Source organism: Paraburkholderia sp. SIMBA_053 (assembly GCF_046534895.1).
Classification (GTDB): domain Bacteria; phylum Pseudomonadota; class Gammaproteobacteria; order Burkholderiales; family Burkholderiaceae; genus Paraburkholderia; species Paraburkholderia caledonica.
In genome coordinates this window covers 24,095-45,557 of record NZ_JAWRXU010000019.1, presented here as the reverse complement: position 1 = coordinate 45,557, position 21,463 = coordinate 24,095, and the positions used below count along the sequence as shown (strand labels likewise).

Sequence of the window (21,463 nt, the reverse complement as noted above, 5' to 3'; positions counted from 1 at the left end):
ATATAAGACTAAATATTAAGCCGTCGCTTCATAAAGGGTATTGGGGTTTATGCCCAGAGATACCCCGATACGGAAGCCGTCAGACACGCCTGCGAGGCGTATTGAACATATCGCGCGGGGCAAGCAGCACGATGGCACCCGAGGCCAGCATGAACGCGGCGAGAACGTAGGTGCCGTTGCGCACATCGCCGGTCAGGTCGATCGCAAGACTCGATACGTAGGCGCCGACGATTCCCGAGAAGTTGCCCGCCGTATAGATGATTGCAAGGCCCGCTGCGGCGGCGGACTCCGAGAGAAATCCGCTCGGCAACGTCCAGACGACGGTCATCACGCACATCAGGCCACTGACGCCGACCGTCAGAAAGAAGATGGCGACGGGAATCGTGTGGGAGAACACGACACTCAGAATCAGACCGCATCCGCCGACAAAAGCGGGAATCGCGCTATGCAGTCTTCGTTCGCCAGTGGCCCGCGAATGTTTGGCGTGGATCAGCATGGCGATGGATGCGCCGACATACGGAATGGCACTCAGCAGTCCGACATCGAGATTGGTCTTCACGCCCGATGAGTGAATGATCGTGGGAAGCCAGAATCCGACACCGAAGATGCCAGTCACGTACGTGAAGTAGATTGCCGACATGATCCAGGTCCGACGGTCCGTGACAGCCGCCCAGAAATTGTGCTTCTTCGTCTTGTCTTCCTCGCTCAGATTTCTTTTTATCAGGAGCTTTTCTTCGGGGCTCAGCCAGCCCACCTGGTCCGGCCGGTTCTTGAATGTGAGCATGACAGCGATCCCAAGTATGATCGCTGGCGTACCTTCGAAGATGATCATCCACCGCCAACCTTGAACCCCCAGCCAGTTGTTCGTGGAGTCCATGATCCAGCCGGACAGCGAAGCGCCAATCACGGAACTTACCGGAATGGCGAGAAGAAACCCCGAGAGCGCGCGGGTTTGCCGATGTGACGGAAACCAGTAGCTCAGATAAAGCATGACGCCCGGAAAAAACCCGGCTTCGCATACACCGAGCGCGAAGCGAAGAATGTAGAACACGATGCTCTTTTCCATTCCCAGGGCTGAGGCGATCGGAGCGGTGAACGCCACTGCGGTTGACGCTATGCCCCAACTGATCATGATCCGCGAGATCCACGCACGCGCGCCGACCCGCGTCATCATGAAGTTGCTGGGGACCTCGAAGATGATCAACCCCCAGAACAGTACGCTTGCGCCGAAAGCGAAGGCCGCATTGCCGAGTCCGAGATCGTTCAGCATCTGCAGTTTCGCGATGCCGATATTGATCCGATCCAGATACGCCACGATGTAGCAGACAAACAGAAAAGGGATCAGCCTCCATGCGACCTTCCTGTACGTGACGTCGTCACGAACGTCAGCCTCCTGCGGCGTGCTGCTGATTTCGCCTTCTCCCATGATGCTCATGTCTGTCTCCGTACCGTTGTCGTTTATCGGGTTCGTTTTCTCCGGACGCGCCGCTGACGCGCGTGCGGATACGATCCGCGTGCCTGTTCGGCGCACGGTTGATGCACTTGTTCATACGGCGAGGCCGGTCGATGGCCGGCGTCACGCTTCAGGAGGGCGTCATGATCTTCAGCAGTTCTGCGCTATCAGCAAGCGTCTCTAGCCGGTGCGCCGTTTCGATGAGCCGCGCGGCGGTGTCGGCGGATAAGGCGGCCGCGGCAAAGGTGGCGCAGTCAATCGTCTTGGCGGCAAATTCAGCGTCAGACATGGCGTTTCTCGGATGCCCTTTCGGGTAGTCGACGCGCTCCTCGATCGTTTCGCCATCTCGAAACTGCACGATCACTATCGCCGGCGTGACAAAGCGGCTCCACTCCCTGTCGATTTCCTCATCGACATACGGCTGGACCCGGGCGGCCAGGGCGAGCACGTCCGAGCGCTGCAGTCCTTCGTCGGAAAACTGACCCATTCCCAGCGTACCGTCGATCCAGGCCGAAGCGACGGTATAGGGAATGCTGAATTGGGCTTCGACGATGGTGCGCGGCGCGAGTCTCACGGCCTCGGGGACGCACACCATCTGATAGCCCGGCGCGGTGACGCCGACCCGGATCGTTTCAATATCGCTAGCCGGCCTCGGGCAGCGTGCTCGCGCGCGCAACACCGCGTCGACCGCGGCGTGCGTGTCGCGGCAGCACGGATAGGGTTTGTAGCTCAGATTGAGCAGTTCGAAGCGCTGTCCCAGATCGCGGCGCGCCACATCCGTGTCGACACGATCGTGCAGATAGACGCGAAAGAATCCGTCGGCGCCTTCAAAGACATGCTGGGCGCCGCGAATGCCACGCTGCGCGAGTTGCACGGCAACGACCGCCGCCTGTGCGGCGAGCCCCGGTTGCAAGCGCTTCATCAACGAGGCATCGCGCGTTACCTGATGGTTGCCCGCCACCGAACTGTAGACAATGCCGAAAGCGTTCAACATCTGCTCTTCGTTGAGGCCGAGCGCGCGTCCGGCTGCAGCCGTCGCGCCGAAATAGCCGAGCAGCGACGTGTAGATGAAGCCGCTTTCCACGATGTCGACCTGGATGGCCACGCCCAGCCGGCACGTGATTTCAAGGCCGGCCGCGACAGCCGCGATCAGGTCCACGCCCGAAACGCCGCCGCGCAGTTGAGCCGCCGCAATCGCGGCGGGTACGGCGGTGACGCCTGCATGCAGGATCGCGCCGTCGTGCGTGTCGTCGTAATCGCGCGCGTGCGACATGCCGCCATTGATCCAGGCGGCGTGATGCGCGGGAAATTTGCCGCCGAACACGAACATGTCGGCCTGCGGCGCGCCGGCCCATTCGCGCACCATGCCGGAAACTTCCGCGATCGCTTTCGCAGACGAACCGGCCAGAGCGCACGATAAGGTATCGACAATGTTGGTCTTGACGGCCTTGACGACAGTGTCGTCGAGGCCGGTGGCATCGAGGTTCGCTGCGAAGCGTGAGAAATCGACGGCGAGATCGGGCGCTCTTTGCTGGGTGTTCGAATCTGCAGCAGCGGATGTCATCTTCTCTCCATTAAAGCAGGGCGCGCGACTGGCCCGCCCGCGTCAACCGAAACGCGGTGCGCGCTTTTCCAGGAACGCGTCGACAGCCTCGCGATGATCGGCGGTTTTGTGCGAGATGGCCTGATAGACGGCGGACAGTTCGAGCACGCTGTCCAGGCGCGCGTGCAGCGCTTCGCGCATCAGCCGCTTGGTCAGGCGCACCCCGTGCGACGCGTGCTGCGTGATGCGCGATGCCAGTGCCCGGGCGGCCTCCATCAACCCATCGTGCGGCACAACGTGCGAAACCAGATCGAATGCGAGGGCTTGCTGCGCATCAATCATGTCGCCGGTAAATGCCAGTTCGGCCGCCCGCGACATGCCGACCACGCGTGGCAGCAGCCACGCGCCGCCGTCGCCGGGAATGATGCCGAGCTTGATGAAGCTCTCGGCGAATTTCGCGTGTTCGGACGCGATGCGGATATCGCACATGCAGGCGAGATCGAGGCCTGCGCCAATCGCATGACCATTGACGGCCGCGATCACCGGCACTTCGAGATTGAAAAGCCTGAGCGTGAGGCGCTGAACGCCGCACCGGTATTCGTGGCGGATGTCCATTTCCGAAACGGCATCGGTGGATTGACGCTTCATGTCCGCGATATTGCCACCGGCGCAAAATGAAGGGCCGTTGCCAGTCAGGATGACGCAGCGCACCTGCTGGTCGTCGTGGATGCGATCGATCGCGGCAAGCAATTCGGGAATCGCCGTGTTACCGGTCAGCGGGTTGCGCTGTTCGGGCTGGTTCATCGTCAAGGTGACGAGAGGACCGTCTTGTTCGTAGATCAGGAAGTCGGGCATGTGAATGGTCTGTTTGGCAGGCAGGAAAGGAATGTTGAGTACGGTCGCCGCGATGGCGGCGTTCGCGCGCGGTGAACCGCCAGAAGGGTATCGTCCGGCGTCGCGTTATCCGCGGAGGCATTCAGGTCAGCCTCCCAGATAAATCTGTTGAACATGTTCGTTCGACAGCAGTTCGTCGCTTTCGCCATGCAGCGACACGCCGCCATGTTCGAGTACGTATCCACGATGCGCGATCCGAAGCGCAAGCCGTGCGTTCTGCTCGACCAGTATCACGGAGATGCCTTCGCCATTGATTAGCTTGACCAGTCGCGCGACCTCGTGAATCATCTTTGGCGCGAGACCGAGGGTCGGTTCGTCCAGCAGCAGCAACTTCGGCTGGCTCATCATCGCCCGAGCGATTGCCACCATTTGCTGTTCGCCGCCGGACAGGCTGGACGCCAGTTGCCGGGCGCGTTCGGATAATTTCGGAAACATGTCGTAGAGCATCTCGAGGCGGCGCCGGATGGTGCCGGTGTCGCGGCAGCTATAAGCACCGAGCCGGATGTTCTCGGCGACGGTCATGTCGGGAAATAGTCGGCGACCTTCGGGGCATAACGTGACGCCTTCGCGCAATACCTGTTGCGGCTTGAGCGTGGAGATATCCCGCGACCCGAAGCGGATTTTGCCGGCGCGCAGAGGCACGAGTCCGACAATGGTCTTAAGGAGTGTCGATTTCCCCGCGCCATTGGCGCCCAGCACGGCGACCACCTCCGATTCGCGTACCTCCAGATCCACGTCGTGCAGCGCAACGACGTCCTGATAGGCGGCGCTCGCGCCCGTCACGCTAAGCAAACTCATAGTCGGCTCCAAGATAGGCTTCGATCACGGCAGGGTGGGCTTTGACCTCGTCCGGCGTGCCGATGGCGATCATCCTGCCTTGATTGAGCACCATCACGCGATCGCAGATGCCCATGATCAGTCGCATGTCGTGCTCCACGAGCAGAACATCGACGCCTTGCTCATCGCGAATGCGGCGAATCACATCGCCAAGGCGGCGTTTTTCAGTGGGATTGAGACCGGCAGCCGGTTCGTCCATCAACAGGACTTTGGGTGACTGCATCATTGCCATGCCAATGCCCAGCAGCTTTTTCGAACCATAGGGCAGACCGCCTGCCGTGGCGTGCAGCACATCGCTCAGGCCGACGAGTTGCGCAATCGCTTCGCAATCGGCGGCGCGTGAGGCGGGTTGCCGACTCAAGGCGTTGCGCATGTAGCGCAGCGGATCGCAGGCATGAGCGAGCAGGGCGGCGCGCCGCAGGTTGTCGAGCGCGGTGAGATCGCGAAACGCATGCACGCCCTGAAACGTGCGCCCGATGCCGATGCGGGCCACAGCGTCGCTCGGCAGACCCGTGATGTCGCGGCTTTCGAATGCAACGCGTCCGGCCGAAGGTCGGAACAGGCCCGCGATCAGATTGAACAGCGTCGATTTGCCCGCGCCGTTCGGTCCGATGATGCCGAAAATTTCACCGCGCTCGACCGAGAAGGAAACGTCGTCGACCGCGCGCAGGCCGCCAAAGCGCCGGCCGAGACGGGACACTTCAATGCCTGGCATGACGACGACCCTCCACGATGCTGACAAAACAACCCATGATCCCCTGCTTGAAGAAGAGCAGGCAAACCAGCAGCAGTACGCCATACGCGAGCAGTTCGTATTCCTTCACGCCGCGCAGCAATTCGGGCAGCGGAACGACCACGAGTGCCCCGACGATCGGCCCCAGCGTGGACAGCACGCCACCGATGATATTCATCACCAGCAAATCCACGGAAAGGGTGAAGCCGAAGGTCGACGGCGAAAGAAAATTGAGGTGATGCGCGTAGAGGCTTCCGGCGATGGCGGCCATGGCGGCGCTGACACCGAACACGGCAATCCGCCACATCGGGGCGTTGACGCCTAAGGAGCGGGAAAACGGCTCGTCCTGCTCGATCGAACCCAGCACCTCGCCGATCTTCGACGTAACGATCGATCGCACCATCAACCACGCCGCGGCGGCGCATCCGAGTGCGAAGACATAGTAGGTCGCGGGCTGAGTAATGGCATAAGTGAAAACTGAGAACTTCGGGATGCCGTGCATGCCGTTGTTGCCACCGGTCAGTGAGGTCCACTCCTGCAGCGTGAGATTCACGATCTGCCCAAAGGCGTAGGTCAGCAGCACGAAAAACACACCCTTGATGCGCAGGATCACCAGCCCGAGCAAGCTCGCGACTAGGCCGGTACCGAGAGCGCCGACGACCAGCGCGGCACACGGTGAGAAGCCCAGGCGCACGGTGAGCAATCCCGATGCATAGGCGCCCATCGCCATGAACGCGCCATGTGCCATTGAAATCTGGCCGATCCGCAACATCAGGTTCATGCTCAATGCGAGGATTGCCATGATGGCGACCATCGTTGCGACGTGCTGCACGTAGCGGCCACCAATGACAGCTGGCAGGAGTGCGAGGGCGAGCAGCGCGACGAAGGCGAGCCATTGCCAGCGTGCGCGGCGCGACACGGGCCCGGCCTCGTGGACCGGCGTATGCGTGCTCGGCATGTCCGCCGCCGACATACCGGCGACAGGCTCCCGAACCGGGCGAGGATGAAGAGCGTTGTGACTCATTTATAGGCCTTTCCGAGCAAGCCGCGCGGGCGGACGATAATGACGAGAAAGACGATCACGAATGACGCGATCAACGCAGCGGTGGAATCGAACAGGGTGGCGAAAACCGATTCGCTGAGACCGAGGAGGAGGCCCCCTGCCACCGCGCCCGGAACGCTGCCGAGGCCACCGAGAATCACCACCACGAACGATTTGAGCAGCGGCAGTTCGCCCATGTACGGTCCGACCGAATAGATCGGCGCCATCAACGCGCCGGCCACGCCGGCGAGCGCACTGCCGATCGCAAACGAAGCGAGATAGATCGTGTTCGATTCGATCCCCATCAGGCAGGCCGTCTCTCTGTCCTGGGCCACAGCCTGCATCGCCAGACCCATGCGTGTGTAGCGGGTGAAGAGATAAAACGCGACGAGCGCGACGATCGAACAGGCGGACACGGTTGCGCGATCCAGCGAGATGACCGTGCCGGCCAGGTGCCAGACACCTTCGACGGGACGAGGGACGGTTTGATCGTCGGGGCCAAAGATCATCAGCGCGAGCGATTGCAGGATGATCGCGACGGCAAGCGACATGATCATGCCGCCGAGTTCGTTGCCGACGAAGCGGCGAAACAGCAGCCGTTCGAGCAACGCGCCGACGAGAGCGGAACAGGCTACGGCGATGCCCAGCGCGACGAAGTAATTGATTTCGTAGCGGCCGTGGAGCACCAGCATCACGTACGCGCTGATCATGTACAACTCGCCATGCGCAAAATTGACGATACGCATGATGCCGAAAATCAGCGTGAAGCCCAGCGCCATGATCACGTAGACGAACCCGGAGAGCAGGCCGTTGATCAACATCTGTTCGATCATTGCGTTCATACCGTTCCTTTACTGCAAGGCGACTGAAGACGGCGCCGCAAAGCGCCGCGGACAACGGTTACTCCGTCACTGGAGCTTGCCGATCGCAACCGGGGCGCCATTGCGGATCACGCCGATATAGTTGACGGTAATCAACTGCGTGTTAGTGCCGTAGTACTGCATACCGCCGAGACGGATCTGATCGCCCTGAACTGACTTCATCGGCAAAGCCCTCGAAAAGGCGGCGGCCACCTTGCTGGTGTCGTCGATCTGGCCTGACAGGGCGATGGCGTGGAGCAGCACATTGAGGCCGTCGTAATACGGCACCATGATTTCATTGCCGTCCTGGCCTTTCGCCTTCTTGTACGCGGCGGCAAGACGCTGGTATCCCGGATTCGACGGGTCGGCATACAGCACGTTGATGGTGCCTTCGGCGGCCTTGGCGCCGGCTGCCGCGACGATATCGCGTGGCCCGCTTCCCCCCGACTTGGTGAACAGCTTGTCATACCCGAGTTCACGCGCCTGGCGGACGATGAGGCCGGCGACCGCGGGCGGTGTGGAACCGAGGTCGATTATGTCGGGCTTCATTGCGATCACTTTCGTGAGCATGGGCTGGAAATCTTTCTGGCTGCGCTCGAACAACTCCTTGTCGACGACCTGAAAGCCGCTTGATGTCAGCGTGCGGCTACTGACGTCGGCGACATGCCAGCCGGTCTCGTCGTTTGGATTGATCGTCACCACCTTGCGGCCCGGCTGGTTCTTTTTCACCCAGTCCACGAACGGGCCCACGTATTGGTCCGGATCGCTGTAGAAGCGGAACATGTAGTGCGAATTCTTGTCGAGCGTGTTGCCGGTGTACGAACCGGTCAACGCGAGAACCTTGTCGTCTTCCACGTTCTGTTTGAGCGCGGCAGTGGCGGCGCCCGTGAGGATCATCACGTATTTGACGCCGTCCTGGTTGACGAGACGGTTGTAGGCCGATACGGCTTCCGACGTGTTGTATTTGTCGTCATAGCTCACGATTTCGACCTTGTACCGCTTTGGGCCGACTTGCAATCCGCCGGCCGCATTGGTTTCGTCGGCAAGGACGCGGCCCGCTTCTACGGCGGCTTGTCCCCACGCCGCGCCGCCGCCGCTCAGCGGTCCGATGATGCCGATCTTCAGCGTATCGGCCCGCGCGGCGTGCCCCACAAAGATCGGTGCCAGAACTAACGTCATGGCGATTCGCGCGGTGATCTTCACGACTTGGGATTGCATGTTGTCTCCTGGTTTTTTCAACGGTCCCGATCGGTTCGCTTCCTCGACGACGCGGCGACGACGAAAACTTCGCGTCCGGAACGTGTGCGTCCTTCGATTCGTTCTTATATATGAACTCAAGATCGTATATACGATATGTGAAAGATATATCCGCAACTCGGCTACTGTCAAATCGGGTTGTCCCGGATAGGGTTGGGATAATGGTGCCGATGCCACTCGGACGGCCGTTCGCGAGGCGTCTGAAGGACGCTCGCGGTCGAAAATAAGTGTCGGTGGACGGCCATTCAGACCGATATATGATATGAAGTTCTTATATACGAACTCTGAGGCAGCAGAGGTCGGGTTTTGGTGCGTTTCGACGAAGCGGGTTACCGGGAGGGGATTGACTCTGCAGGCCGACCGGATCGGATCCAGGGCGGCGCTACGCCGCTCGAAAGCGGCGTGAAGTAAGGCAGGCGAAGGGCGTTCGGACCGGTATCAGGTTAGATCGCCTCTCTCGGCGACACCGCGCGTTTTGCCCACGCGTCGACATTCTTGATCAGCAGATTTCCGAGTTTGTCGACCCGCGGCTGCAGCTTGGCGGTCGGCCCGACGAGGGTCACCGAGGCGACGGGCTCGCCGGACAGATCGTGAACGAGCGTGGCGATGGCAAAGCGTGCGCCGCCCCGCCTCAAATTCGTAGCGATGCGTGTTTTTCTGATGGTGTCGATATCGGCAAGAAATTCATCGACCAGTTCCCTGCCGGCACTGTCGTGGCGGCGCAAAAAAGCGTTGCGCTCGGGGTCCGTCTTGGCGGCAAGGAGAATCTTTCCGCCCGCAGTTTCCAGAAGCTTGCGGCGAATGTTGGAGCGTGCTTCGAAGCCCTCGACAGAATCTGCGCCAGCTTCGGAAATATAAATAAGGTGATCGCCGGCCTGAACCCCTAGAAAGACCGCAAGGCCGGTGGCTTCGTGCAACGCGACCAGATCGGCATGCGTGACCAGTCCCGCCCGAATGTGCCCGCTCGCCAAGGTCAATCCGTACACCGCTGGACCGAGATAGAAGCGGTTGTGATCTTCGTACAGCCATCCCTTGGCAAGAAGGCCTTGAATGAAACCATAGACGGAACTCTTCGCGGCGCCCAACGCCCGGACGAGCTCGGCGAAAGTCATGCCGGGATTGTAGACAACTTCTTCGAGGATGCTCGTGACACGGTCGACTGTGCGGTGGGGTTGCGGCTCGCGCTTCGCCTTTGCATTCTCGTCGGACTGCAGTTTGCTTTCTTCAATCATCGGTCTTTGCTCGCTTGATTTTGTATCGTGATCGGACTTATCGCCGTCATCCGTATGGCATGGAGTCGTAATCGAGCTAATTTTCGATCGTACCCGCATCAATTTTCGCCGTGCGCCCTTGTCTTCTTGCGGGCGTCATCCCACGCTGGCAACCGGTGCATTTCGTTGTATTTCGCGCTGAATTCCGCATGTCGCCCGGGTGCGACCGGAGGTCTTCGCAGCGGGAACGGTCTCAGCGTTCTTTGCCCGGCGCGCGGTAGAACCGCGGCCATTGGCGCATCACGAGCTCACGCTCCGCGGAATACGCATAACAGCTGTCGATTTTCTTGGGTCGTCCGCTTGCGTCGAGCGCATCCGGCTCGCGGGAGCGCAGCGCGCTCATTGACTGGAGCGCGGTCGTGGCAAGGGGAATCAGCAGTTCCTTCAGGTGCGCGCAGCTGTCGGCGTTGTCAAGACGTGCGCGCACTTCGCGTCCCCAGCCGGCGCCAATACGCAATCCCTTGATCGATTGAAGTGCCTGGCCGCCCTCGGGACAAATCTCGTAAGGCGCCGCTTCAGTAAAGGTATGAACTTCGTGAACGATCATCGCCTGATCGAAGACGAGTCTCACCCCGAGGTTATGCACTGGCTCATGCGCCGGTACCATGAGACCGCCGCTCGCGGGCGTAAAGTCGGTCGGCTTTCTGTCAACCACCCGACCCTCGACCTCGAACAATCCGTCTTTGCGGCGGAATCCCCGCATGTCGATGCGCCGGAAGTGCAACTCTTCGCGATCGGCGCACGAGGACGGTGCGCAGTCCTGCCGGGTGTCATCTGTCAATCCATTTCTCCGTGGCCGCATCGTCAGTGACGCCGGGACGCTGGTTGATCTGCTCGACGTGTCCGTGAGGTGCATTTCCACCATGAAGACACATGGGCGATCAATTACATTGATCGTAAATGCGAACTATGAAACGTATTTACGATATAGCTTGGTTCGGTCCGTGTCAACGTAGGCGTTGGGTTCGCGGAACCAGCCAAGCATGGCAGTCACCGCGATGACGACTTCTATCATTCAGACCGCGCAGCCCGATGCTCCGGGTTACGCCGCCCGATGAAATTGAAGGTCGGGTATTCCGCCTGTGTACGTACATCCGGGCACGTAATCGCTTGGAAGAATGCCAGTCGTACTTGTAAGTGCTGCGGCCCGCCGGTGTGAGCCGGCCTCCACTCGGGCGAGGCGCGAATTGACCGGGACGGCTAACAGGTAGCGTATAGCGTCTCCCCCAGGAAATCCCCATTGACATTAGCCCCCCTGCAGGCCTACAGTGGGCATCAGTCGTATATACGATCATCGGTTCGCATATAGGAATAAATGGAGAGACACCTATGACAGATCCCGTTGCTGTTCCCGCAGGCATCACCAAAGAACTGGCTCTCGGCAAGTTCACCGACAAGATGTTGGATGACATGCGCGCGCTCATCGGCACCGAACTGCGCACCGAGTCCTGCCTGAATAACGAGTACGCCACGCGGTTGGCCGTCATGCGGTTTTGCGAGGGCATCGGCGACGACAACCCGCTGTGGACTGACGCCGAATATGCCAAAACCGGTCCCTTCGGTATGCTGGTGGCGCCCCCCAGCTTCATTTTTGCCTGTCTCGGTTCAGTGCAGGTCGGCTGGCCTGGTCTGGGCGGCTTTCACGCCGAGACCAAGATGACCTTCAATGAGCCGATTCGGGTGGGCGAGAAGATCACCGCCAGGGTGGTTTTCGATGGCTTCGATGGTCCGATTGCGGACAGTAACTTCGGGGGCCGCCGCATCAAGGACTACCTGCGCCAGGAATACCGCAATGATGACGGCGAGCTCAAGGCCACCTTTATCTGTTCGCGGATGCGCTTCGAGCGTGGCGAAATGCAGAAGCGCCGCGAGGGCCGCACGATCGAAGTGCCGCACCCCTGGAAGGATGAGGAGATAGCCGAGATCGAGGCGCAGATTCTGGCCGAGAGACCCCGCGGCGCCGAACCGCGTTACTGGGATGACGTGCAGGTCGGTGACGAGATGGAGGTCATCACCAAGGGACCACTGGGCCTGACCGATTTCATCGCCTTTATCGCTGCGGGGGCGGCGCCGATCCCGCGGGTTGCGGCGCATGCGGTCTCGCTCAAGCGCTACCACAAGCATCCCAAATGGGCCTTCCGCGACCCGCGCACACATGCACTGGAGCCGGTCTACTCGGTTCACTACAACGACTATGCAGCACAGTTGCAGGGCGCGCAGATTGCCTACGACGTGGGCATTCAGCGTACCTGCTGGCAGATCCATTCGCTGACGAACTGGATGGGCGATGACGGCCGGTTGCTCGCGCTCACGGGCCAGTACCGCGCTCACGTCTACCTGGGTGACGTCGTGCGCCTCGGTGGTCGCGTCGAAGGGAAGGAAATCGACGCCGACGGCCGGCACGTAGTCAAGCTCACCACGTGGGCCACGAACCAGCGCGGCCAGCAGGTGATGCCCGGAACAGCGGTGGTGGCGCTGCCCGAGCGCCCTGCTGCTTGAGTGGGCGAGTCCTTTCCATGAACGAAGCAGGAGACGAAATGACCACGGCCACATTCGGCGAAACGTCGACCGCGCAAGCGACGGGCGACGAACGTCATGCGAGCGCATCCGCCGAGTCGGCGCGCGACGATGGTGATCGCGGACAAGAGGACGCATCGCTGCCGCTCAGCGGGGTACGCGTTCTCGACTTGACACGCTACCTCTCTGGGCCATACGCGACGCTGTTGCTCGCAGAGATGGGCGCGGAGGTGATCAAGGTCGAAGTGCCCGAAACCGGAGACGACACCCGACACATTGCGCCCCTCCAAGGCGACGTGAGCTTCTATCACTCCACCGTCAACCGCAGCAAGACTTCGGTGGAAATTGACTTGAAGTCCGAGGAAGGCAAGAAACTCATTCACGCGATGATTGCGGATTGCGACGTCTTTATACAGAACTTCCGCACCGGCGTCGCCGAGCGGCTCGGATTCGGATACGACGTCCTTTCCAAGCTCAATCCGGGGTTGATCTATTGCTCGATCTCTGGCTTCGGGGGAACGGGGCCGGAGAGCCGGCGGGCTGCCTTCGATCTGATCGTGCAGGCCGAATCGGGCGTCATGAGCCTCAATGGCGAAGGCGACAGGCCACCCAGCAAGCTGGGTCTCCCAGTGGCGGACCTGACATCCGGAATGTTCTCGGTTCACGGCATCCTCGCCGCACTGCTGCGGCGCTCGCGGACAGGCAAGGGCGGGCTTGTCGAAGTCAGCATGATGAGTTCCCTGCTGTCGCTTTCCGTCTATAACGCAACCCGGTATTTCGTGACCGGCGAAACACCCAAGCGGATGGGTTCGCGGCATCCGGGCGTGGTGCCATATGGCCAGTACGCGGCGTCGGATGGAAACATCCTCCTTTCCACCTTCAGCGATGGCTCATGGAAGAGGATCGTTGACGCCATGGGCCGCCCCGAACTTGCGGAAGATCCGCGATTCGTGACCGCGGCTTCCCGTGTCGTTCATCGGGACGCGTGCGACGCACTGCTTAGCGAGGTGTTTTCCGGATTCACTTCCGAGGAAATCGTGCGGCGGTTGCACGAGGCGGGGATTCCCTGTGGCGTGGTCCGTAGCCTCGGAGAGGCGCTGGAACTTGAAGCCGCGAGCGGTTCTGGCGGGATCACCGACGTCGAGTATCCGGGCGGGGTCGGCGCAATTCGAAGCGTGCGCATACCGATCAAGTTCGATGGCAAATGGTGTCCTGCCAAACCGGCGCCGGCGCTCGGCCAGGACAACAAGATCCTTGATCGTTACAAGAAGTCCTGAACATTCGTGAGAGGGCGTACGCCTCCTCAGGCCGCGTCGTGATCGCCAGCCTGGAGTGCACCATCACACCGAGAGTGGAGACATTGATGTCAACAACAGCAGCACAGTGGGGCAAGGAAATCGCGACGGAAACGATCGGCGGGATTCCGTTCCGGATGTATATAGAGCGTCCACGCCGGGTTGAAGGGCTGCTCGATTTTGCGGGCCGATGGGGCAATCGGCCTCACATTATCCAGGGCGGGCGGGTCGTCACCTTCGAGGAACTGCACCACGGCGCGGTTGCCAAGGCGGCCCAACTCGCCGCTCTGGATATTCGCCGGGGTGATCGCATCTTCATCCTCGGCTGGAACAGTCCCGAGTGGGTCGTCAACTTCTGGGCCTGCCTTCTCGTGGGAGCGGTGCCTGTCCTTGCGAACGCCTGGTGGAGCGAGGTGGAAGTCGGCAACGCTCTGGCGGCCCTGCAACCCGCCATGACCTTGGCCGACGAGCGCTGCGCAGCGCGTGTGCCAGCAGGATCCTCGCGCCTCGGGCCCTGGGGCATCGATTGGACATGGTCGCAAGGCAGCGATACCCCCGCGAACGCGGAAGGTGCGCGTGACGAGGAGGAGACCGCCCTCATCATCTTCACCTCGGGCACGTCGGGCCAGCCCAAGGCGGTGGTGCTGTCGCATCGTGCGCTGCTGGCGCGCCTGCAGATGACGTTGCACGTCACGCGCAAGTTGCCGCACCAGATTGACGAGACGGCGCACGACGTGACGCTGATCACGGGGCCCCTGTTCCATGTGGGCGGCATGCAGACCCTCATGCGGGCAGTTGTCGTTGGCGACACATTGGCGGTTCTGGAAGGCAAGTACGACCCTGCCGAGGTGCTCGCGTGTATCGAACGCAACAAGGTCAAGCGCTGGAATGCCGTACCGACCATGGTAACGCGGCTGTTGGATCATCCGGACGTGCCACGCAGGAACCTGAGCAGTCTCAAATCCATCAGCATCGGCGGCGCGCCTGTGCATGCGGAGCTGATGCAGCGCATCCGCACTCAATTGCCCAGCGTCAGCCCGAGAATTCCCACGGGCTACGGTCTGACAGAGAACGGCGGACAGGCCACTGCCGCCGCTGGATCGGAGGACATTGAGGAACTGGGATCCGCCGGCAAGCCGCTGCCATGTGTGGAGATCCGCTTTCTTGACCATCCTGGCCTGCCTGACGGGGAGATCCTGTTGCGCTCACCCACACAGATGTCCGGCTTTTATGGGCTGGATGAATCGCCAATCGACGAAGAGGGGTGGCTGCACACCGGCGATCTGGGCAGGCTGGACGACAAGGGTAATCTCTGGATCACGGGACGCAGCAAGGACATGATCATCCGCGGCGGCGAGAACATCGCGCCGGTCGCCATCGAGCGCGCACTGGTCGCGATTCCTGGCGTAGTGGAGGCGGTGGTTTTCGGTGTGCCGCATCCGGACCTCGGCGAGGAGGTCATGGCAATCGTCGTGGTCGAACGCGACTTCACGCCGCAGCAGCTCCAAGGGACACTGCGCTCGAATCTGGCCTCCTTCGCGGTGCCGAGCCGTTGGCGTATCCAGAAGGACCCGCTCACGACCAACCATACCGGCAAAGTCGACAAGCCGGCACTCGCCGCGCAGGCGCGCGCCGAGGTCGCGCAAGAACGCGCTAAAGCCGGCGAACGACAGACGGACGAGGAGTGAAGATGCGATCGTTCCAACACATTACACCGCCGTTGCGTCTGTTTAGCGGCCCCGATAGCTTCGATGCCCTGGGCCGCGAACTTGAGCGACTAGGCAGCCGCCGTGCTGCTGTTATTTGCGGACCATGGGCTGAGGGGCCGCTGTTGAATGCAGTGCTCGCCGGGATCGGAGACCGGTGTGCGGGGGTCTACACGGGGGTCCTTGCGCATAGCCCGGTGGCGTCTGTCGAGGAGGCCGCCGGCGAGCTCCGGCGCTTTGAAGCGGATGCGGTAGTCGCTCTCGGTGGCGGCTCGGCCGTTGTGACCGCACGAGCGGCGAGTATCCTCCTGGCGGAGAATGGCGATCCTCGCAGCCTGTGCACCACGCGAGACGCAAACGGGCAGCTGCGCAGTCCGAAACTGCTCGCGCCAAAGCTGCCGCAATTCATTGTGCCGACGACTCCCACAACGGCGATGGTCAAGGCGGGCAGTGCAGTTTTCGACCCTGCCACCGGCGAGCGCCTCGCGATGTTCGATCCCAAGACGCGCGCCCACGCTATTTTCATCCATCCGGACGCGATTCTGTCGTCTCCGCGCGAGCTTGCTATAAGTGCGAGCCTGAACACTTTCTCGATGGCGATCGAAGGATTGACATCGCGCTCGGGCGATCCGATATCGGACGCGCTACTCATGCATGTTGTACGACTTGCGGCCCAGCATCTGCCCGGTCCGCAGCTCGCCGACGATCCCGACGTGCGTGCGGAATTGATGCTTGCAGCCGTGCTATGTGGCCAGGGCACAGACCATACGGGGGCTGGCATCACAACCGTCCTTGGTCACGCGATCGGCGCGCGCCACCACCTGGACAACGGTATTGCCAATGCCATTGTGCTTCCGCACGTCCTTCGGTTCAACGGCACTGCTGCAGAAAGCGGCTTGCAAAAGGTCGCTATGGCGCTGGGTCTGCCTCAAGCGAATGGCTCGGCATTGATCGAGGCAGTCGTACATGCCGTCGACGCGTTATTTGGCAGGCTCGGCATTCCCCGCCGGTTGCACGAAGTCGGTATTGCGCAGGACGCATTGCCAGAAATTGCCGCTCATGCCATTGGTGACTGGTTCCTGCGCGGCAATCCGCGTCCCGTTCACAATGATTCCGAATTGCAACAGGTCCTGCAAGCGGCCTGGTGAGGAGACCTTCAATGATTGAACGTAAGCAGATTTTCATTGGTGGCAGGTGGATCGATTCCACTGGCACCGGTACGATCACGGTCGTCAACCCGGCGACGGAGGAACCGATCGCCACCGTTCCGAGAGGATCGGTGGAGGATGTCGATCGTGCTGTGCAAGCCGCAGTCAAGGCTTTCGTGAGCTGGTCGCAGTCCACTGTAGAGCAGCGCACAGAAGTGTTTTCCTCGCTTGCTCGTCTGACTGAGGCGCGTGCCGAAGAGATTACGCGCACTATTGTCAGTGAATTGGGGTATCCGAGCGCATGGGTGGCCAAATCGCAGACGGCGGGCGCGGTGGACGAACTCGAAATCATCGCCCAATGTCTGCGCGAAATTTCGTGGGTCGAAGAAGTCGGCACGACACAGGTCCGCCGCGAACCCTCCGGGGTGGTAGGCGCCATCACTGCGTGGAACGCGCCGCTGCGCTCAATCATATCGAAGGCCGGCGCCGCCATCGCTGCGGGATGCACAGTCGTGTGCAAACCTGCCGAAGTCGCGCCGCTTACCGCGTTCATCTTTGCCGAGATTGTGGCCGAAGCCGGTGTCCCCGAGGGCGTCTTCAATCTGGTTTGCGGCACCGGACCCGAGGTGGGCGAAGCTATCGCGTCGCATCCGCTGATCGATATGGTGTCGCTGACCGGCTCAGTGGGAGCCGGCCGCCGTGTCATGCAGCTTGCTTGCGAGTCGATCAAACGGGTCCACCTGGAGCTTGGCGGCAAATCGGCCAACATTATCCTGCCCGACGCCGATCTCGAGCGCGCCGTGAGTGACGGTGTTGGTGACGCGCTCAGGAACGCCGGACAGGTGTGCGGCGGACTCACTCGCATGCTGGTGCCGCGCGAACGGCTGGCGGAAGCCGAGGCCTATGCCGTGCGTAAGGCCGAGAGCTACGTGCTGGGCGACCCCCTGAACCCTGAAACGACGCTTGGACCTGTTGCAACCGCCGCGGCGCGCGAGCGCGTGCGCGGCTACATCCGTTCCGGGCTGGAACAGGGTCTGCGCATGTTGACCGGCGGCCCGGAGGCACCGGACGGGTTGCCGCGCGGTTGGTACGTAAAGCCGACCATCTTTTCCGGCGACAATTCCAGCCGCATCGCTCGGGAAGAAATCTTTGGGCCGGTCGTCGTGATCATTCCTTTCGACGACGAAGCCGAAGCCGTCGCGATCGCCAACGACTCCATCTACGGACTCGCCGCCGGCGTGTGGAGTGCGGACGCGGAACGCGCGAGGGGCGTTGCGAACAGGCTGCGCGTCGGCCGCGTGCGCATCAACGGCGCTCCAATCGATAAACGCGGCACGCATGGCGGCTTCAAGCTATCAGGCGTCGGACGCGAGTGGGGCCGCTTCGGCATTGAAGAGTTCATGGAGTACAAGTCGGTCATTGGCTAAGCGTTGCTTTGCCGGAGATGCTTTCGATTCAAGTCAGTAGGAGACGAACGCCTTGTTTACTGTCAACGCCCGCTGCACCTGCGGTCCCCATGAACCTTTTAAGGCCTTCAAAGTTGAGCGGCGCGACGTGGGCCCTCGCGATGTCGTGATCGATATCGCGTACACGGGAATCTGCCACTCCGACCTCGATCACGCGTATAGCACGCGCGGCAAGACCATTTACCCGCTCGTGCCGGGGCATGAGATCGCCGGCGTCGTCAGCGCAGTTGGATCGGAGGTGACGAAATTCGCGGTGGGCGATCGGGCTGGCGTCGGTTGCATGGTCGATTCCTGCCGGGTCTGCAGTAACTGTCTCGAGGGTCTCGAACAATATTGCAGTGGAAAGCGCGTGATGACTTACGGTTCCATCGACCCGGAAGGGAATCCGACCCGCGGCGGGTACAGCGAAAAGATCGTCGTAGACGAACATTTTGCGTTACGCATTCCGGACAGCATTGCTCTGGAAAATGCCGCGCCGCTATTTTGCGCCGGTATCACGCTCTATTCGCCGTTGCGTCATTGGGAAGCGGGGCCAGGAAAGCGCGTTGCCCTCGTTGGGTTCGGTGGCCTTGGACATGTTGGCGTGCAGATCTCCCATGCAATGGGCGCGCACACGACGGTCCTGGATCTCGATGCCGCGAAAAGAGAAGACGCCCTGCGCATGGGAGCGGACGACTATCGGGTTACCACTGACCGTAAGACGTTCGAAGATCTGGCCAACTCATTCGACCTCATCATATCGACCGTGCCGGGTAACCTCGATCTCGATGCGTTTCTAGGGTTGCTTGCGCGCGATGGCACGTTCGTCAATCTTGGCGTGCCGACCGCGCCGCTGAGCGTGTCGGCGGTTTCATTGCTGGCGAAGCGCCGTTCGATGGCGGGCACGCTGAGTGGTGGGATTCGCGAGACTCAGGAAATGATCGACTTTTGCGCCGAGCATGGCATTTGCGCGCAGGTAGAAATCATCAGTGCGGACCAGATCGACGATGCCTATGCGCGGCTTCACGCGGGCGATGTGAGGTACCGGTTCGTAATCGATGTGAGTACTATGAAGGACAGCTGAACGTTATCCGCTCGCAACCGGGTCACAGACTTCGTGACTGTGCGAACTGTTCACGATTGCCCGCGGATGATTGAGCTGCTCTGAATTGCTGTTTGAGTGACGGGGTTTTCGACATGGCAATGGATAGACAGTCACTGAGACGAGTCGTCGAGAAATGGTTTGGCTCTACTCTGCCTGGAAGTATCCGCGTCGCGCGCGCTGGGGCACGTGCACCTGTGTGCTGCCGCTATGTCCGGGTCGAAACAACGTGCCCGAATCACCCGCTTTCGATCGTTTTTTTCCGTCATGAAGACGGGTCATGGAACGTGTTTCCCCCGAACGGCAGGCGCCCGGAAATATGCGCCGAATGAACTCTCTTGGAAAGTACTAAAAGTCTGTGCAGTTCAACGCCTGTGGACCCTTTGATCTCCCCGTGGCCGTCGCTGTTCAGCGTCTTTCGAAGGTGGTTGGCGTCCGATTCTATCAATCAGGACTCTGACGGAACTCCTCGCCACTTCAGAAACGAACGCACATTTTTCGGCCATTTTCGCTGGACGTCGTTACATCACAGCACACAATATCTGACAGGTATGTCGATCATGAGTTATGTTGCGCCCGTAAAGGAAATGCTGTTCGTACTTAAGGAACTGGCCGCGCTCGAAGAAATTGCCAGTTTGCCAGGCCTCGAAGACGCGGGTATGGAGACGGCGCAGGCCGTACTCGATGAGTCGGCCAAATTTTGCGGTGAAGTACTGGCACCGCTCAACGCAGGAGGTGACCGCTATCCTAGCGCGTTGAGCGATGGGGAGGTCAGGTCGTCGCCCGGGTTCAAGCAGGCGTTCCGTCAATTTTCCGAAGGCGGCTGGCAAGGCGTGCAGCATCCAGTGAAATACGAGGGACAAGGACTGCCGAAGTCGATCGCGACCGCTTGCGCCGAAATGCTGCATGCATCGAATATGGCATTTGCGTTATGTCCCATGTTGACGGACGGCGCGATTGAGGCGCTCCTCGTGGCAGGAAGCGACCAGCAAAAGCAGATTTATGTGCCGAAGCTCATATCGGGCGAATGGACCGGCACCATGAACCTGACCGAGCCTCAAGCCGGCTCGGATCTCTCATTGATCCGGACACGAGCGGAGCCTAACAACGACGGCACTTATCGCATCTTCGGCACGAAGATATTCATCACTTGGGGAGAGCACGATATGGCCGACAACATCGTGCACCTGGTGCTCGCGCGTACGCCTGATGCGCCCGAAGGCGTGAAGGGCATCTCGCTCTTCACTGTTCCGAAGTTCCTCTTGAATGCGGACGGCTCCAAAGGCGTGCGCAATGACGTTCAGTGCGTGTCTCTCGAACACAAGCTCGGTATAAAGGCGAGTCCGACCGCTGTACTCCAGTTCGGCGATAGCGGGGGAGCGATAGGCGAACTGGTGGGAGAAAAGAACCGTGGCCTTCAATACATGTTCGTCATGATGAATGCGGCCCGGTTTGCAGTCGGTTTGCAGGGTGTCGCGATTTCGGATCGCGCCTACCAACTCGCGGCTTCGTACGCAAAAGACCGGGTGCAAAGCCGGCCAGTGGATGGCTCGACTCCAGAAGCTGTCGCAATCATTCATCACCCGGATGTGCGCCGTATGCTCGGAACGATGCGCGCGCTTACTGAAGGAGCGCGGGCGCTTGCATATGTCACGGCGGCTCACTGTGACATGGCGCATCATCATCCCGAAAGCGCAGCACGTGCCCATCATGAGGCGATCTATGAGTTCCTTGTACCGATCGTGAAGGGCTGGAGTACCGAGTTGTCGATAGACGTCGCGAGCCTCGGATTGCAGATCCACGGTGGAATGGGCTTTATCGAGGAGACCGGCGCTGCGCAGCATTACCGTGACGCCCGAATCTTGCCGATCTACGAAGGAACGACTGCCATTCAGGCCAATGACCTGGTGGGACGCAAGACTGTGCGAGACGGCGGTTCCGTTGCAAAAATGCTAGTCCACGAAGTCGGGCTCACGGTAGAGGCGCTGCACGGTAAAGACAACGCGGCCCTTGATTCGATGAGGCTACATCTTGCCCGTGGGCATCGCTCGCTCGAGGCAGCCGTCAATCACGTACTGGCCAACGTAAAGGAAGACCCCAACGGTGTGTTCGCGGCGGGCGTACCTTATCTCAAGTTGACGGGAATCGTGCTATGTGGCTGGCAGATGGCCCGTGCGTTACTTGTCGCGGTTGAGAAACATACTGAGGATCCCGACTTCTACTCGGCGAAGATTGCAACGGCGCAATTCTTTGCGCAGCATGTTCTTCCGCACGCCACAGCTCTCGAGGCCGCGATCACTGGTACCAGCGGTAGCGACGGCATACTCGCGCTCGACGCATCTTTGTTCTGATAAGGACGA

Annotated in this window: 17 protein-coding genes; 7 read left to right on the top strand and 10 right to left on the bottom strand. The window is 60.7% G+C overall.

Going from position 1 to position 21,463, the window contains the following annotated elements:
• Positions 1-79: 79 nt before the first annotated feature.
• The 10 genes from SB753_RS31805 to SB753_RS31760 form a co-directional block, all read right to left on the bottom strand.
• On the bottom strand, positions 80-1,435 hold the full coding sequence (locus SB753_RS31805) for an MFS transporter (RefSeq protein WP_410803811.1): 1,356 nt from the start codon (positions 1,433-1,435) through the stop codon (positions 80-82).
• A 148-nt stretch (positions 1,436-1,583) separates the two neighbouring features.
• On the bottom strand, positions 1,584-3,017 hold the full coding sequence (locus SB753_RS31800; RefSeq protein ID WP_410803810.1) for an MmgE/PrpD family protein: 1,434 nt from the start codon (positions 3,015-3,017) through the stop codon (positions 1,584-1,586).
• A gap of 42 nt (positions 3,018-3,059) precedes the next feature.
• Entirely contained in the window at positions 3,060-3,851 is a 792-nt protein-coding gene (locus SB753_RS31795; RefSeq protein ID WP_410803808.1) for a crotonase/enoyl-CoA hydratase family protein, read from the bottom strand.
• A gap of 126 nt (positions 3,852-3,977) precedes the next feature.
• Entirely contained in the window at positions 3,978-4,688 is a 711-nt protein-coding gene (locus tag SB753_RS31790) for an ABC transporter ATP-binding protein (protein WP_410803806.1), read from the bottom strand.
• Positions 4,675-5,442, bottom strand: a complete 768-nt coding sequence (locus tag SB753_RS31785; RefSeq protein ID WP_410803804.1) for an ABC transporter ATP-binding protein — start codon at positions 5,440-5,442, stop codon at positions 4,675-4,677. The genes SB753_RS31790 and SB753_RS31785 overlap by 14 nt, the downstream gene beginning before the upstream one ends.
• On the bottom strand, positions 5,429-6,484 hold the full coding sequence (locus SB753_RS31780) for a branched-chain amino acid ABC transporter permease (protein WP_410803802.1): 1,056 nt from the start codon (positions 6,482-6,484) through the stop codon (positions 5,429-5,431). The genes SB753_RS31785 and SB753_RS31780 overlap by 14 nt, the downstream gene beginning before the upstream one ends.
• Positions 6,481-7,344, bottom strand: coding sequence for a branched-chain amino acid ABC transporter permease (locus SB753_RS31775; RefSeq protein ID WP_410803800.1), 864 nt, complete (start codon positions 7,342-7,344; stop codon positions 6,481-6,483). The genes SB753_RS31780 and SB753_RS31775 overlap by 4 nt, the downstream gene beginning before the upstream one ends.
• 66 nt (positions 7,345-7,410) lie before the next feature.
• Positions 7,411-8,580 carry an ABC transporter substrate-binding protein gene (locus SB753_RS31770; RefSeq protein ID WP_410803799.1) on the bottom strand — a complete coding sequence of 390 codons (1,170 nt, stop codon included), beginning with the start codon at positions 8,578-8,580 and terminating at the stop codon, positions 7,411-7,413.
• 482 nt (positions 8,581-9,062) lie between these two features.
• Positions 9,063-9,950: an IclR family transcriptional regulator gene (locus SB753_RS31765; RefSeq protein WP_410803797.1), complete on the bottom strand. Its 888-nt coding sequence runs from the start codon at positions 9,948-9,950 to the stop codon at positions 9,063-9,065.
• A gap of 133 nt (positions 9,951-10,083) precedes the next feature.
• Positions 10,084-10,692 carry a DUF2889 domain-containing protein gene (locus SB753_RS31760; RefSeq protein WP_410803795.1) on the bottom strand — a complete coding sequence of 203 codons (609 nt, stop codon included), beginning with the start codon at positions 10,690-10,692 and terminating at the stop codon, positions 10,084-10,086.
• Positions 10,693-11,219: 527 nt separating this feature from the next.
• Here SB753_RS31760 and SB753_RS31755 point away from each other — a divergent pair.
• The 7 genes from SB753_RS31755 (at position 11,220) to SB753_RS31725 (ending at position 21,454) form a co-directional block, all read left to right on the top strand.
• A complete protein-coding gene (locus SB753_RS31755) occupies positions 11,220-12,389 on the top strand; it encodes a MaoC family dehydratase N-terminal domain-containing protein (RefSeq protein ID WP_410803793.1) in 1,170 nt (389 codons plus the stop codon).
• Positions 12,311-13,684, top strand: a complete 1,374-nt coding sequence (locus SB753_RS31750) for a CaiB/BaiF CoA transferase family protein (RefSeq protein WP_410803791.1) — start codon at positions 12,311-12,313, stop codon at positions 13,682-13,684. Before SB753_RS31755 ends, SB753_RS31750 begins: the two co-directional genes overlap by 79 nt.
• 86 nt (positions 13,685-13,770) lie before the next feature.
• A complete protein-coding gene (locus SB753_RS31745) occupies positions 13,771-15,390 on the top strand; it encodes a class I adenylate-forming enzyme family protein (protein ID WP_410803789.1) in 1,620 nt (539 codons plus the stop codon).
• Between the two features lie 2 nt (positions 15,391-15,392).
• Positions 15,393-16,556, top strand: a complete 1,164-nt coding sequence (locus tag SB753_RS31740; protein ID WP_410803918.1) for an iron-containing alcohol dehydrogenase family protein — start codon at positions 15,393-15,395, stop codon at positions 16,554-16,556.
• A gap of 11 nt (positions 16,557-16,567) precedes the next feature.
• On the top strand, positions 16,568-17,983 hold the full coding sequence (locus tag SB753_RS31735) for an aldehyde dehydrogenase family protein (RefSeq protein WP_410803787.1): 1,416 nt from the start codon (positions 16,568-16,570) through the stop codon (positions 17,981-17,983).
• A gap of 52 nt (positions 17,984-18,035) precedes the next feature.
• Positions 18,036-19,085, top strand: coding sequence for an NAD(P)-dependent alcohol dehydrogenase (locus SB753_RS31730; RefSeq protein ID WP_410803785.1), 1,050 nt, complete (start codon positions 18,036-18,038; stop codon positions 19,083-19,085).
• A 578-nt stretch (positions 19,086-19,663) separates the two neighbouring features.
• Positions 19,664-21,454 (top strand): acyl-CoA dehydrogenase, encoded by a 1,791-nt coding sequence (locus SB753_RS31725; RefSeq protein ID WP_410803784.1) that lies wholly within the window; start codon positions 19,664-19,666, stop codon positions 21,452-21,454.
• The last annotated feature ends 9 nt before the right edge of the window (positions 21,455-21,463 follow it).